The following is a 13,443-nucleotide window of genomic DNA, read 5'->3' on the forward strand; positions in this document are numbered from 1 at the left end:
ACGCCCCGGCGGACGACAGGGTCTCCCGACGCCCTGCACGGCGTCAAAAACCAGGAAGCGTGGCCGAGCGGTTGAAGGCACCGGTCTTGAAAACCGGCAAGGGTTTATACCCTTCGTGGGTTCGAATCCCACCGCTTCCGCCACAAACTCTGTGAGCAGCCCTCCGGCTGCGCCTGACAGGTTTGCGGCATAGTGCGCACTCAGCCCGAGTGGTGAAATCGGTAGACACAAGGGACTTGAATAATTTGAGCCCTCCGGGGGAAACCCCAGAGGTGAAGCCCGTCAAATTCGGTGAACGCCCTGGATGCCCCGGCATCCGCGCCAACGCCGAGCCAAGCCCAGGCCCCGGCCCGGGAAGGTGTAGAGAGCAGACGGCGGGCACCTACGGCCACCAGGCTAGGGTGAAGGCGTGCTCCAGACCACGAACAGCCTCGGCGCTGGCGGCGAAAGCCGAAGTGGTAAGAAAATCCCTCGCCGCAAGGCGTGCCGGTTCGATTCCGGCCTCGGGCACCATCAAACTGGCCAAGACCGCTGCATGAGAGCGGGTCTTGTGCCGCGTCATCGTCAGGCCCGCTTCGCCGCATTGCGCCATGGCGTGCAGGCCGCGTCGGCAGGCCGGGCCGGCCCAAGCCGGCACGACCGAGGAGCCCTCGGCCGTCCCTGACATGACGGCCCGGCGTTATCAGGGCAGAGCGAAACGCTCAAAACCTGCCGCGCAGCGTCAATCGCACATTGCGCGGTTCGCCGTAGTAATTCCCCAGGGTGGAGCTGCCCACCGTGCGGTAGTACCACTTGTCAAAGAGGTTATCGACGTTCAGCGCCACGGTCCAGTTGCGATTGACGCGATACTCGGTCATCAGGTTCCACACGGCGTAGCCGCCCTGCGTATAGTCAAACGGCACATTGCCGCCCGTCCAGTTCTGCGCCGCCTCATTCCAGCTGGCTGCCGTCCCCGACACATACTGTTTGCTGTTGAGGGTGACACCGGCTCCGACTTTCCACGCCGACGCCTGGCCGGGCAATTGCCACGTACCGAAAAGCTTCAAAGAATGCTTGGGCGTGATCGTGCTGAACACCGCGTCCTGGGTTTTATCCTGATTATGGTTATAGGTATACCCGGCATAGATGTTCACGCCGCGGGCGATTTCGCCACTGACCTCGAGCTCCACCCCCTCGCTGACGACCTTGCCGGCATTGAGGTAGCAGCAAGCGCCTGCGAACAGGGTCTCACTTGCAGGATAGCGGCTGTCACGCACGGCCCTATCCTTTTGAACGATGCGATAGAGCGCGACCGAGGTGCTCAATTTGCCGTCCAGCAAGTCGCCCTTCACACCCACTTCGGTGTTGCTGCCATGCATGGGGTCCAGACCGGTGCCGGGCGCCGGGCCCGACCGGTAATAGGCCTGCGGATTGAAGATTTCCGCATAGCTCGCGTAGCCCGTCCATTCCGGCGTGAAGTCATACAGCACGCCGCCAAAAGGCACGACCTGCGTAGGCTCACTGTATCGGGTGGCGCTCGCGACCCGCCAGGTATCGGTCATCTGCCAGCTGTTATCCAGATAGGTGCTGTACACCTGATTGAACTTGTACTTGTTGGCGCGGGCTCCGACAATCACCTTGGTGTTGTCCGTGACTTCCATCCTCAACGTGCCGTAGATGCCGTACTGTCTGGTGTCGTTGGGCTCATAACTGCGAAACAGCTGCCCACGGCTCAGATCGCCCGAGACATAAGGCGTCGAACCAATGTCGAACAAGTCGGCCTGCTGTCCCGTGGCGCGTTGCACGACATAGCTCTGCCATTTGCTCTTGATGTCCTGCATGTCCGCGCCGATCAGGACCTCATGGGTACGCCCCCCCAGATCGAAGGCGCCGCTGAGGTTGATATCCAGCATGAGCTGACGATTCCAGCTGTGCTGATCGGAACCGACCCAGCGCGAGCCCTTGAGTGTCACCGGATTGACGGCGCCCGACACATAACCGCCATTGACGTCACGGTTTTCCTCCGTATAGCTGGCATTGGCGCGCAAGGTCCAGCGCGGGGCCAGATGCCAGCTCAGTTTCGCGAACACCTCGTCGGAGGTCGTGTCCTCAAATGCCCACGGCGCCGTCAATGCCGTATTACGCGACAACCCCAGGTCAGCGCCGTTGCTATATCGCGGAAAGCCTTGCGGCGTGCCTTGTTCCTTGATCCGCTGGTGCCGCCCCCCGACGGCCAGTACGGCGTCCGGGCCGAGGTCGGCCTCCAGCACGCCGTAGAAGGTGGGCTTCTCGCTGGCGCGGCGGTCGGTGAAATACTTGCGGTCTTCATAGACCACGACGCCTCGCCCCCGCAGCTTGCCCTCAAACGCCAGCGGGCCGGACGCATCGACTTCCGTGCGGTAGTTGTCCCAACGGCCGGCGCTCGCGGTGAAATTGAACTGGGGCGTGGCCGTCGGCATCTTGCGCACCAGATTCACCGCGCCGCCCGGGTTGCCCGTGCCGTTGATCAGGCCGGCCGCGCCACGCAGCACCTCGACACGGTCAAACTCCGCCATGTCATAGGAAATGAAGGTGTAGTTTCCGCTGGAGGTCGACATCGGCGCGCCGCCGTCGAGCTGCACGCTGTCGATGGCAAAGCCGCGCGAATAGATATCCGTCAGGCGATGGCCCGAGTCCTGCACGGTCAAACCCGTCATCTGGCCCGCGGCCTGACCCAGGTCGGTGAGGTTCTGATCTTCCATGCGCTGCTTGGTCAGAACGGACACCGACTGCGGAATCTCGCGCAGGCCCTGCGCGGTTTTGCCTAAGGTGATGGCATCGCTGGTATAGGAGCCCGTGCCTTCGGTTTCTCCCACGCGTTGGGCCTCCACGCGCACCGCCCGCAGAGAATAGACGTCTTCCTGGCCCTGCGCTGACGGCAGCGACAAGGAGGCGGTCTTTCCATTCCAACGCACGGTAATACCCGTACCATGGAGCAACCGCGCCAGCGCCTGTTCCGGGGTCAGCGCACCCGACACCGCCGGAGCGTTCAGGCCGGCCACCGTCTCGGGGAGATAGTAGATCTGGATGTCGGTCTGCTGGCCCAACTGCAGCAGGGCCGAGTTCAGGGACTGGGCCGGGATGTTGATGTGCACGGCATCCGTGCTTTGTGCGTAGCTGATATCGGGCGAAAGGCCAAAGGTCAGCGCGAGCGAAATCGCCAATACATTCAGGTTCAAGCCGAACCGCTTGCCGCGCAAGGCAGGCGAAGTGTGCTTAGTGATGAGAGGGTTCACCGGACGTTCTCTAGATAATGAAAGCGGCGCATGCGCGCCAAACCCTTTGGCCAAAGGTTCCTTGCAACCTGCATCACTCACGATGAAAGGCAGGCCGTCATTAATAAAGAGAGTTCTGCGCCCTCAACCCCGTAAAGAATCCGGCAGAAAATTTGAAATAAAATGTTTCTGCGATTAATGCTGACACGCATTCTTATTCGTAAACAAAGACATCGCCGCGGCGCGCCAGCGACGCATGCTCAACGGGGAACGATCTCGCTGCTGCCGTCGGGCAACCTTCGCACCGCGACATGGGCCAGGGCGGGCAGCACCTCGAGAATGGCCTCAGGATCATCGACACTGAACACCCCTGTCACGCGCAATGCCTGCAAGCCGGGATGATGCAGACGAACGGGCCGGACGCGATAGCGATTCATTTCGGTGACGATGGTTGCCAAAGGCGCAGCGTCAAAGACGATCTTGCCCTGCCGCCACGCGGTCAGCGCCCCGACATCCGCCTTGGACACCCCCGACACGCTATCCGTCCCGTCAACTTGCACGGACTGCAGTGCGACGAGCCGGCGTGTCTCGCGATGCCACCATGCCCCCCCCGTGACCTCTACCGATCCCGACTCCACGGCGACGGACACGCGCTCGGCGCTGCGCCGCACGTTGAATCGGGTCCCGGTGACCGTCACCGTGGCTGCAGCGGCCTGTACCACGAAGGGGCGCTGCGGTGCCGACGCAATGGCAAAGAAGGCCTCACCCTGCTCCAGCACCACGCGCCGTTCGGATGCATAGAACGCGACGACAACGACACTGTCCGTGTTGAGCGTGAGGAGGGAGCCGTCAGGCAATGCCACCTCGCGGCGCTCGCCGCGCTGGCTGGCGTAACGCTCGGAGAATTGCGGAGCTCCGAACCAGCGCTCGGGCCCCAATGCGACGGTCGCCACGGCGGCGCAACAGGCCGCCCCGACGCCAAGCGCCAGTATCCGGCGGCGGCCCGCAAATGCCGCGGTTGGCCGTGCCTGCCCACGCGCCAGAATGCCCGCAAAAACCTGATCGGGCGTGGCCTCGGCCACGCGCCAGACACGCAGCATGCCCTGATAGGCCTGTTCATGCCGAGGGTCGGCGGCCCGCCATGACTCGAAACGCTGGCGCTCATCCGGCGTCATGAGTCCCCCGCTTTCGCGGGTAAACCAATGCGCGGCGGCGGCGCCGGGATCCTCGGGAATGTTTGAGTCTTGGGTGGTCATGCTGGACGCAGAAGCCGTCGGATGCGGATAACTGCTGCTCCTTAGTAAAAGACGCTCGATGGCAGCAAACCCCGTAATTCTACGAGGCGAATCTTTGTAACTTTTCGTGCAAGTGCCTCATTGCCCTGGTCAGGTTCTTCTCCACGGTGCTGACGGACAAGCCCATATGCCGGGCGATTTCCGGTACGGTCCAATGCTCCAACCGATGCCAGGCAAATATTTTCTGGCATACCTCGGGCAATTCGGCCAGCGACGCAGCCAGGGCCGCTGACAGTTCCGCCACGTAGGCGGCCGACTCGACCTCATCGACGACAGGATGGTCCCCCTCCGCCAGATCCTGCAACGGCACGCAGGGCAAGGCTTCGGTGCGCCGGTGGCGGCTGATCAGGCCATTGACGGCGCTGCGATGCAAATAGGCCCGCGTATCCTGGATGACCAGCATATTCGCGCCCAGCATACGTTCCGCCGCATCCTGCACCGCGTCCTCGGCGTCATGCGCATTGGCAGCGCCTTTCGCCCACGTCCCAACCAGCCTGCTGTAATGAGCAAGCCAGTTTCTTTTGGGTGCAGCGGGGGGAGACATGACGCGAAGGACGGCGGACCAGAAAACGAATCGCGAAGTTTAACAATAATTCTCATTTGCAAGCCGGCCTGCCAGTGCCCGTATGCGCCGTGCTGCGCGCCTACGTCGGCACCTACTCCCGCGCGCCGGCTGGCCGAGCACGCGGGAGTGATATAAGAGAGGGGCCTTAGCAAGCGACTCCCGCCTCAGCATGACCATCAGCAAAACTCTGGATCTGAATCTGCTCAAAGCCCTGGACGCCCTGCTCGAGGAGCGCAATGTCACGCGCGCGGCCGCGCGATTGGGCGTCACCCAGCCGGCCATGAGCGGCATGCTCACGCGGCTGCGCAACGCGTTCGGCGATCCGCTGTTCGTGCGTGCGCAACGCGGCATCGTGCCCACGCAACGAGCGCTGGCGCTGAGCATCCCGCTCAAGCAGGTCATGGGCGAGATTGGCGGCTTGCTGCAGCCCCCGGTATTCGATCCCGCCGCCGCCACGCTGACCTTCACCATCGCAGCGACCGACTATGCGCTGCGCGCCATCGCCGTGCCCTTTCTGGCGGCGCTCAAACCCCAGGCGCCCCATATCCGCGTGGCCCTGGTGCCGGTCGACGACAAGCAGGTGCATGCGCAGCTCGAGCGCGGCGACATCGATCTGGCCTTGCTCACGCCCGACAACACGCCGACCGACCTGCATGCCCGGCCCCTGTTCGCCGAACGCTATGTCTGCGTACTGCGCGCGGATCACCCAGCGATACAAGGCCGCAAACGCCTGAGCGTCAAACAACTGTGCGCCCTGGACCACGCCTTGGTGTCCTACACCGGAGGCGGCTTCCGGGGCGTGACGGACGACGCCCTGGAAAAACTGGGCAAACAGCGCCAGATCACCCTGTCGGTAAAAAGCTTTCTCATCGTACCGGACATCCTGCGGGCCAGCGATATGGTGGCCATTTTGCCGTCACGACTGGTCTGCGGCATGCCGGGGCTGGCCGTCGTCGAGCCCCCTATCGACATCCCGGGCTTCACCAAAGTCGCCGCCTGGCATGAGCGCACCCATGGCGATACGGCCCACCGGTGGTTGCGCGACCTGTTGTTTCAGGCGTGTGCCGACACGCCCTGAGGCCCACGGCAGGCCAACGGCCTGCCCTGGGCCTCAGGCGGCCGTTTTGGCTGCGCCGCGGTAACGCTCCAGCCAGTGAGCATAGGGCGCGGGCAGTATCCAATCCGGGCGCTCGAGCTTGAGCGCCTGCGCGAGCGCATACGGATAGTGCGGATTAGCCAGCATGGCGCGGCCCATCATCACCACATCCATCTGGCCCTCGGCCACCACACGCTCGGCGACCTGCGGGTCATCGATCCCCCAGCTCGAAGCCACCGGCAGACCCGCTTCGCGGCTGACGCGTGCGGTGATCGGCGCCAGAAAGGCCGGCGTGCCCCACGGGATCTTCACATCGGGGATGACAAAATTGACGCTGACATTGAGCATATCCAAACCGCCCTGACGCATGCGCTTGACCAATTCAATCGACTCGGCGAGCGTTTGCTCGTCGTGCCCGTCGTATTCGATGACGCCAAAGCGCGCGGTCAATGGCAGATGCTGCGGCCACACCTCACGCACCGCCGCCAGCGTCTCGAGCAGGAAACGGCCGCGGTTGTCGAAACTGCCGCCGTACTGATCGCTGCGCTGATTGCTATGCGCAGAGAAAAAACTCTGCGCCAGATAACCATGGGCGAAATGCAGCTCGAGCCACTTAAAACCGGCGTCGCGCGCGCGGCGCGCCGCGGCCACGAAATCCGCCGTGACGCGATGGATATCCTCCAGACTCATCTGCCTGGGCACGCGCGGCAAGCCTTCGCCATAAGCGATCGCCGACGGGCCGATGGGCTGCCAGGCTCGCGGATCGCTGGCCGGGATGTGATCGTCGCCCTCCCAAGGCTTATTGGCGCTGGCCTTGCGGCCGGCATGCGCGATCTGGATGCCGGGCACCGCGCCCGCGGCACCGATACTGGCGGCGATACGCGCCAACCCCTCGGCCTGCGCATCGTTCCACAGCCCCAGGCATCCCGGCGTGATGCGGCCCTCCGGCGACACCCCAGTGGCTTCAACCACCACCAGCCCGGCACCGCCGCGGGCCAGAGAGGGATAGTGAACCTGGTGCCAATCGTTGGTCAAACCATCGACGGCGCTGTACTGGCACATCGGCGAGACCGCGATGCGATTGCGCAGCGTGACATCCTTGAGCTGGAAGGGGGTGAACAGTGCGGCCATGCGTTTCTCCACGACTTTCAAATACGAACAATCAAATAAATCCACCTCGCGCGCGGCAAGGCAGCCGGACCGACGATAGGCGTCAGCTCGCCGGCGCGGCAGGGGAAGCTTAGCAGCCGTGCCACGCGCCCGCCTTGGGCGGCATCAGGGCCGGCCGTTGCGCGCGGCGCCCACCAGCCCATCCAGCCAATCCTGGTGGCCGTTGATCATGGGATTGGGCCGAGCCTGATGAAGCGCCCTGGCAGGCGCGCCCACCTGGGTTTCCTGCGTGAGGATGCGCACACGCTCGCCAGGAAGATCTTCGATCAGCCAGGCGTGATGCACGTCCAGACGTTGCGGGCTGCCGGGCTCGCCAGCCCAGCCGTGCCAGGCCACCCGGCCGGGCTGGCCGGCCGCCGGCGCCGCGTACTCCACGCACTGCGCCTCGATCGGAAAGCCAAAGGTCTCAAAGTAGAAACGATCGTCACAGACCAGCTCAGGCCCCCGGCCCTCATGGAAGCGCACGTTGGCCGAATTGGCGTAATAGCCCGGCCAACGCGCGGGCGTGATCAGCCACGGCCACACGTCAATGGCGGCCAGACCCGCGACAATGACCTCGTTGGAAACAAAATTGTCGGTAAAGCCGGGCAGATAGCCGTCCGGCCAGATGATGGCGTGCATGGTCAAGAGACTCCAGAATGGGTCGCGGCCTGCGGCGGCCCTGTGTACCCACACAGCGGCAAGCACGCGGAAAGCGACAGGCATGACGTTATGGTCGGCCTCGCAGAGAAATAAATCCAATCCTATATTTTTATTTTTGCCATCATCTCAACTGATATCAGAGCCGCTAGGGGGCGGGTGCAGGCAAGGGGCGCCGGCTATACTTGCCCGCTTGCCTTCGTCCCGTGCCCTACCGATCTTGTCTGCACCTTCCCCTTACATCGTTCTTGACGCTTGCGTGCTCATGTCCAATATCGTGCGCAGGCTGATGTTGCGTCTGGCGGCCGCGGGGGTGTATCAGCCCGTCTGGACGGAGCGTATCGGCCAGGAGTGGCGGCGCAATGCGGCGCGCATCTGGGAGGTCCCGCCCGAGTTTCTGGCGCAGCAATGGGCAGAGATGAACAGCCAGTTCCCGCAGGCGCTGGAAACGGATATCGAACCCTATGAACTGAGCCTGCGCTATAGCGACCCGAAGGACTTTCACGTCATCGCAGCGGGCCTGGCGCGCCGTGCGCGCTGCGGCCAACAGCTGCCGCCGGTCGTACAGATCGCCACCTGGAACCTGAAGGATTTCAATCGTTCGGAGCTGCGCCGTCAGGGGCTGGATGCCTTCAATCCCGACACCTTGATCGCACGCTGGCATGCCGAACATCCGCAAGCGGTGCTCGATGCGCTGGCGCCGGTGCCGCAGGACTACCTCGCGCTGGGCCGGGAGGCTGAACCCCTATCGGCCACACTGCATCGCGAACGGCTTTACCGGGTCAAGAATCTGGCTCAGTGATCGTGATTGCTGGCGGCAAAGCCGGCCTCGTTGAGGATGCGTATGACTTCCTCGATGTGCTCGGGCCCGCGGGTCTGCAGCACGAAATCCACCTCTACATTGCGCACCGGCAACGCGGTGAACGCCCGCTGGTGATGCACCTCGGTGATATTGGCATGCGCATCGGCAATCAGGCGCGTGGCCTGGGCCAGCGCGCCAGGCAGGTCGCGCAAGTCCACGCGGATGCGGGCCAGCCGGCCTGCACGCACCATGCCGCGTTCGATGAGCTCGCCCAGCATCAAGGGATCGATATTGCCGCCCGTCAGCACCAGGCCGATGCGTTTGCCCTTGAAATAGCTGTTGCCGCGGGATTTTTCCAGCAGCAACGCCGCCAGGCCCGCCGCGCCAGCGCCTTCGACCACGGTTTTTTCAATTTCCAGCAGTACGACGATGGCGTGCTCGATATCGGCCTCGCTGACCAGCTCGATGCGATCGACCAAGCGGCCGACGATCTCCTGTGTCAGCGTGCCGGGCGATTTCACCGCGATCCCCTCGGCGATGGTGTAGTTGCCGGTCTCCATCGTCAGGCCGCGAACCGCCGCATACATGGACGGAAAACGCTCGGTCTGCACGCCAATGATCTCTATCCCGGGCTTGATGGCCTTGGCCGCCGTGGCCACGCCTGAAATCAGGCCGCCGCCGCCGATGGCGATGACGATGGCGTCCAGCTCGGGCTGAGCCTGCAGCATCTCGATGCCGATGGTGCCCTGCCCCGCGATCACCGCCTCATCGTCATAGGGATGGATCATGGTCAGCCCGCGCGCCTGGGCAAGCTCGAAGCCGTGCGCCTTGGCGTCGTCAAAGGTGTCGCCGGCCAGCACCACCTCGGCACCGAAACGCTTGGTGTTGGCCACTTTGACCGTGGGGGTGAAGCGCGGCATGACGATCACGGCGGGCACCTGCATGCGTTGCGCGTGATAGGCCACGCCCTGCGCATGGTTGCCTGCCGATACCGCGATGACGCCCTGCGCCCGTTCTTCGGGCGAGAGGGTCAGCATGCGGTTCAGGGCCCCGCGTTCCTTGAAAGACGCCGTGAATTGAAGATTTTCGAACTTCAGCCAGACCTCCGCGCCCAGAATGTCAGAAAGCGTGCGCGACAGCGTGAAAGGGGTGTTCTGCACCTGCCCGCGCAGGTTGTCGCGGGCGGCTTGGATGGCGGCGAAATCGATCATGGGAAGTCTGGTTTCAAGGTACGAGCGCCAAGGCTTGCGCCTGAGCGGCGGGGGCCGGGTTCCGCAGCCCGGATCGGGCTGGACGGCGCCGGCCGTAAAGGACATTGCCACTGAACGCGGCCGGGCGCAACCGCGGGCGGCGCCGGATCGGATGCTAGCGTCCGCCGGCATGCTCCTGCAGCAAGAATTCGGAGAAAGCCTGTACCCGGGCGCTGCGGCCCTTGCGTACCGGCACCAAAAGCATCACCGGCGCGCTGTCGAACCGCCAGTCCGGCAGCACACGCACCAACGTGCCCTGGGCAATGCCAACGGCCGCGTCCCATTCCGAACGCAATACCAGGCCCATGCCCGCCTCCGCCCACAGCCTTGCCACCGCACCGTCGTTGGTCACGTAGGCCGGCGTCACCCGCACGGACTCGGTGCGCCGCTTGCCCGCGGGCGCCGCCGGCCGGACATGCCAGAGTGTGACGTCTTCGTCGTTCTCGCGGATGCAAATGCAAGCGTGATGGGCCAGATCCCCCGGCGAACCGGGCACACCGTGCGCCTGTAGATAGGCGGGGCTGGCACACAGCCATCGTTCATTGGGGGCTAGTTCGCGCGCAATCCAGGAAGAGTCGCGCACGCCGCCGATATGGATCACCGCGTCGACGTCGCGCCGGTCCGGCCAAGGTGTCTCGCAAAGTTCGAGCTGGACGCGCAAGTGCGGATGGCGGCGTGAAAACCGCGCCAACAGCGGCGCAATCCGGTGCCGCCCATAACCAAAAGGCGCAGCCACCCGCAACGTGCCGCCCAGGCGCTGGTCGTCATGGCGCAAAGACTCGCACAGCCCGTCGATCTTGGCGAGCAGTTCCTGCGCTTCACGGCCAAAGCGCTCGCCTTCCGGCGTCAGGCAGAGGCTGCGCGCATCCCGCTTGGCCAGGGCCAGGCCGAGCTCGTTTTCCAGCTTGCGCAGCCGTGTCGATAAGGCCGGCGGCGTGACGTCCAAGGCGCGCGCGGCCGCACTGAGCGAGGGCTCGCGCAGCAGGGTCGCCGCCAGCCGCAGGTCTTCGATCTGGATCATTAAATATAGATTAACGATTGATTATCAAATATTTAACCATGAATACACGCCTGCGCCACATAATCCTTCCTCGACACCGGATCACCCGTCCAAGGAGTCCATATGGCTGACGCCTATCCCAAAGCCGTCCTGTTCGACCTGCTCACCGCGCTGCTGGATTCATGGAGCATCTGGAATGCCGCTGCCGGCTCCGCCGAGCGGGGCCGCCAATGGCGCGGCGAGTACCTGAAACTGACTTATGGTTGCGGCGCCTATCAACCCTATGAACAACTGGTCCGCGACTCGGCTGCCGCGGTCGGCCTGCCGGCGGCCGCCGCCGCGTCGCTCACCGAACGCTGGAGCCAACTGCCGCCCTGGCCCGGCGCTCGCGAGCTGCTGCAAGCCCTTCGGCCCCACTGCAAGCTGGCCGTCGTGACCAATTGCTCGGAACACCTGGGTAAACAGGCCGCATCGTTACTAGGCGTGGAATGGGACGCGGTGGTCACCTCGGAAGAGGCCGGCTACTACAAACCCGATCCCCGACCCTATCTGCTGGCCCTGGAGCGGCTCGACGTCCCGCCGGCCGAGGCGGCCTTCGTCGCCGGCTCCGGCTACGACATGTTCGGCACCGCTGCCGTGGGCTTGCGGACTTTCTGGCATAACCGCATCGGTCTGACGCTGCCCGCAGGCGCGGCCGCCCCCGAGCGCGAGGCGGCAGACCTGCAGCCGGCGCTGAGCTGGCTGCGTACATTCCAGACGCTACCTCATTGAGCACCGGCCGCGACACCGGATTTCCCCACTCCTCATCCACACCGCCATGCACTCCCAGCACACCCGCGTCACGCCGCCCGAAGCCTCGGGCCTGGCAACCCTTGATACCCCGGCCGCACTGATCTCGGTACCCCGGATGCAACACAACATCGCGCGTATGCAAGCCCAGGCCGATGCGCTGGGCGTCGGCCTGCGCCCGCACGTCAAAACCAGCAAGTGCACGCCGGTCACCCAGGCGCAACTGGCCGCTGGCGCACGCGGCATTACCGTGTCCACGCTCAAAGAGGCCGAGCACTTCTTCGCGGCGGGTATCACCGATATTCTCTATGCCGTCTGTATTGCGCCCCACCGTCTACCGCAGGCGCTGACCTTGCGGCGGCGCGGCTGCCAACTCAAGCTCATCACCGACAGCGTCGAAGGCGCGCAGGCACTGGCCGACTATGGCCGCCAACAGGGCGAGGCCTTCGATGTCCTCATCGAGATCGACACCGACGGCCATCGCTCCGGCATCAAGCCGGACTCGCCCGCAGTCCTGGCTGTTGCCGAGATACTGCGGCAAGCGGGCATGTCTTTGCTCGGGGTGCTCACCCATGCCGGCTCCAGCTACGAACTCAATACCCCCGAGGCCTTGACCGCCCTGGCCGAACAAGAGCGCGCAGGCTGCGTGCTTGCCGCCGAGCGCCTGCGCAGCCAGGGCTTTGCCTGCCCGGTGGTCAGCGTGGGTTCGACGCCCACAGCGCTGGCGGCCGGACATCTGCACGGCGTGACCGAGCTGCGTGCCGGCGTCTATGTTTTCTTCGATCTCGTCATGCACAACATCGGTGTGTGCGCGCAGGAAGACATCGCCTTGAGCGTACTGACCACGGTCATCGGACACCAACGCGACAAAGGCTGGGCCATTGTCGATGCCGGCTGGATGGCCATGAGCCGCGACAGAGGCACGGCACGCCAACAGCAGGACTTCGGATACGGCCAGGCCTGCGACGAGGCTGGCCGACCGCTGCCGGGCTATGTGCTCATCGGCGCAAACCAGGAGCATGGCATTCTGGCGTGCGCTGCCGAGCCCGATCCGGACATCGAAACGCGCTTTCCGATCGGCACTCGGCTGCGTATTCTGCCCAATCATGCCTGCGCCACCGGTGCGCAGTTTCCCGTCTATCACGCGCTTGCCGAAGATGGCCAGCCGCAACCCTGGAGCCGCTTTCATGGCTGGTGAATCCCTCACCCCCCAAGCGCAGCCTGCCGCCCTGGCGGCGCCGGCTGGCCATTACCGCCATTTCACGACGGGCGGCGGCCTGGTGTTCGTGTCGGGTCAGCTGCCGATCACCGCCGACGGCACCCGGCTGGCCGATGCCTCGTTCGAAGATCAGGCAAGACAGGCCTTGGCCAATGTCGGCGCCGCGCTGACCCTGGCCGGCAGCGGCATCGATCGCCTGCTTCAGGTACGTGTGTATCTCGATGACATCGGCAACTGGCCCGTTTTCGATCGTTTGTATGGCGCATGGCTGGGCGAGGCACGGCCGGCCCGCGCGGTGGTGCCGACTCAGCCCTTGCACTACGGCTTCAAAGTCGAGATCGAGGCCGTCGCGGCCGCGGCCGGTTAAGACCCCGGGCCAGCGCCC

General features: G+C 64.4%; 12 protein-coding genes and 1 tRNA gene. 6 read left to right on the forward strand and 7 right to left on the reverse strand.

Annotation, left to right across the window (positions count from 1 at the left end; translation table 11 throughout):
- Positions 1–53 precede the first annotated feature (53 nt).
- A tRNA-Ser gene (locus CAL22_RS16280) sits at positions 54–143 on the forward strand.
- A gap of 558 nt (positions 144–701) precedes the next feature.
- Here CAL22_RS16280 and CAL22_RS16290 read toward each other — a convergent pair.
- The 3 genes from CAL22_RS16290 to CAL22_RS16300 all read right to left on the reverse strand — a co-directional run bounded on the left by CAL22_RS16290 (position 702) and on the right by CAL22_RS16300 (position 5,072).
- Positions 702–3,254, reverse strand: coding sequence for a TonB-dependent siderophore receptor (locus CAL22_RS16290; protein ID WP_143276982.1), 2,553 nt, complete (start codon positions 3,252–3,254; stop codon positions 702–704).
- 239 nt (positions 3,255–3,493) lie between these two features.
- Positions 3,494–4,489, reverse strand: coding sequence for a FecR family protein (locus CAL22_RS16295; RefSeq protein WP_094815015.1), 996 nt, complete (start codon positions 4,487–4,489; stop codon positions 3,494–3,496).
- Between the two features lie 79 nt (positions 4,490–4,568).
- Entirely contained in the window at positions 4,569–5,072 is a 504-nt protein-coding gene (locus CAL22_RS16300; RefSeq protein WP_094815017.1) for an RNA polymerase sigma factor, read from the reverse strand.
- Between the two features lie 190 nt (positions 5,073–5,262).
- Here CAL22_RS16300 and CAL22_RS16305 point away from each other — a divergent pair, with 190 nt between their 5' ends.
- A complete protein-coding gene (locus tag CAL22_RS16305; RefSeq protein ID WP_094815019.1) occupies positions 5,263–6,171 on the forward strand; it encodes a LysR family transcriptional regulator in 909 nt (302 codons plus the stop codon).
- A 33-nt stretch (positions 6,172–6,204) separates the two neighbouring features.
- On the opposite strand, the gene CAL22_RS16310 is transcribed toward CAL22_RS16305, so the two are convergent.
- A complete protein-coding gene (locus CAL22_RS16310; protein ID WP_094815021.1) occupies positions 6,205–7,320 on the reverse strand; it encodes an NADH:flavin oxidoreductase/NADH oxidase in 1,116 nt (371 codons plus the stop codon).
- A 144-nt stretch (positions 7,321–7,464) separates the two neighbouring features.
- Positions 7,465–7,980 carry a polyketide cyclase gene (locus tag CAL22_RS16315; RefSeq protein ID WP_094815023.1) on the reverse strand — a complete coding sequence of 172 codons (516 nt, stop codon included), beginning with the start codon at positions 7,978–7,980 and terminating at the stop codon, positions 7,465–7,467.
- 283 nt (positions 7,981–8,263) lie between these two features.
- Here CAL22_RS16315 and CAL22_RS16320 point away from each other — a divergent pair, with 283 nt between their 5' ends.
- A complete protein-coding gene (locus tag CAL22_RS16320) occupies positions 8,264–8,800 on the forward strand; it encodes a PIN domain-containing protein (protein ID WP_244193911.1) in 537 nt (178 codons plus the stop codon).
- Here CAL22_RS16320 and CAL22_RS16325 read toward each other — a convergent pair.
- Both CAL22_RS16325 and CAL22_RS16330 read right to left on the reverse strand, forming a co-directional pair.
- Entirely contained in the window at positions 8,794–10,011 is a 1,218-nt protein-coding gene (locus CAL22_RS16325) for a threonine ammonia-lyase (RefSeq protein WP_094815027.1), read from the reverse strand. The two genes, CAL22_RS16320 and CAL22_RS16325, sit on opposite strands and share 7 nt — an antisense overlap.
- A 154-nt stretch (positions 10,012–10,165) precedes the next feature.
- Positions 10,166–11,071: a LysR family transcriptional regulator gene (locus CAL22_RS16330; protein WP_094815029.1), complete on the reverse strand. Its 906-nt coding sequence runs from the start codon at positions 11,069–11,071 to the stop codon at positions 10,166–10,168.
- A gap of 102 nt (positions 11,072–11,173) precedes the next feature.
- Between CAL22_RS16330 and CAL22_RS16335 the strand changes: the two genes are divergently transcribed.
- Genes CAL22_RS16335 through CAL22_RS16345 form a run of 3 tightly spaced genes read left to right on the forward strand, consistent with a single transcriptional unit; the run spans position 11,174 to position 13,425 of the window.
- Positions 11,174–11,821 (forward strand): HAD-IA family hydrolase, encoded by a 648-nt coding sequence (locus CAL22_RS16335; protein ID WP_094815031.1) that lies wholly within the window; start codon positions 11,174–11,176, stop codon positions 11,819–11,821.
- Positions 11,822–11,867: 46 nt separating this feature from the next.
- Positions 11,868–13,037, forward strand: a complete 1,170-nt coding sequence (locus CAL22_RS16340; protein ID WP_094815033.1) for a DSD1 family PLP-dependent enzyme — start codon at positions 11,868–11,870, stop codon at positions 13,035–13,037.
- Positions 13,027–13,425 (forward strand): RidA family protein, encoded by a 399-nt coding sequence (locus tag CAL22_RS16345; RefSeq protein WP_094815035.1) that lies wholly within the window; start codon positions 13,027–13,029, stop codon positions 13,423–13,425. The genes CAL22_RS16340 and CAL22_RS16345 overlap by 11 nt, the downstream gene beginning before the upstream one ends.
- Positions 13,426–13,443 lie beyond the last annotated feature (18 nt).

It is taken from the genome of Bordetella genomosp. 12 (assembly GCF_002261355.1).
Classification (GTDB): Bacteria; Pseudomonadota; Gammaproteobacteria; order Burkholderiales; family Burkholderiaceae_B; genus Bordetella.

Coding starts and splice junctions, on each gene's coding strand:
- CAL22_RS16295 (WP_094815015.1), bottom strand. CDS start 4,489: ATGACCACCCAAGACTCAAACATTCCCGAGGATCCCGGCGCCGCCGCC.
- CAL22_RS16300 (WP_094815017.1), bottom strand. CDS start 5,072: ATGTCTCCCCCCGCTGCACCCAAAAGAAACTGGCTTGCTCATTACAGC.
- CAL22_RS16305 (WP_094815019.1), top strand. CDS start 5,263: ATGACCATCAGCAAAACTCTGGATCTGAATCTGCTCAAAGCCCTGGAC.
- CAL22_RS16310 (WP_094815021.1), bottom strand. CDS start 7,320: ATGGCCGCACTGTTCACCCCCTTCCAGCTCAAGGATGTCACGCTGCGC.
- CAL22_RS16315 (WP_094815023.1), bottom strand. CDS start 7,980: ATGCACGCCATCATCTGGCCGGACGGCTATCTGCCCGGCTTTACCGAC.
- CAL22_RS16320 (WP_244193911.1), top strand. CDS start 8,264: ATGTCCAATATCGTGCGCAGGCTGATGTTGCGTCTGGCGGCCGCGGGG.
- CAL22_RS16325 (WP_094815027.1), bottom strand. CDS start 10,011: ATGATCGATTTCGCCGCCATCCAAGCCGCCCGCGACAACCTGCGCGGG.
- CAL22_RS16330 (WP_094815029.1), bottom strand. CDS start 11,071: ATGATCCAGATCGAAGACCTGCGGCTGGCGGCGACCCTGCTGCGCGAG.
- CAL22_RS16335 (WP_094815031.1), top strand. CDS start 11,174: ATGGCTGACGCCTATCCCAAAGCCGTCCTGTTCGACCTGCTCACCGCG.
- CAL22_RS16340 (WP_094815033.1), top strand. CDS start 11,868: ATGCACTCCCAGCACACCCGCGTCACGCCGCCCGAAGCCTCGGGCCTG.
- CAL22_RS16345 (WP_094815035.1), top strand. CDS start 13,027: ATGGCTGGTGAATCCCTCACCCCCCAAGCGCAGCCTGCCGCCCTGGCG.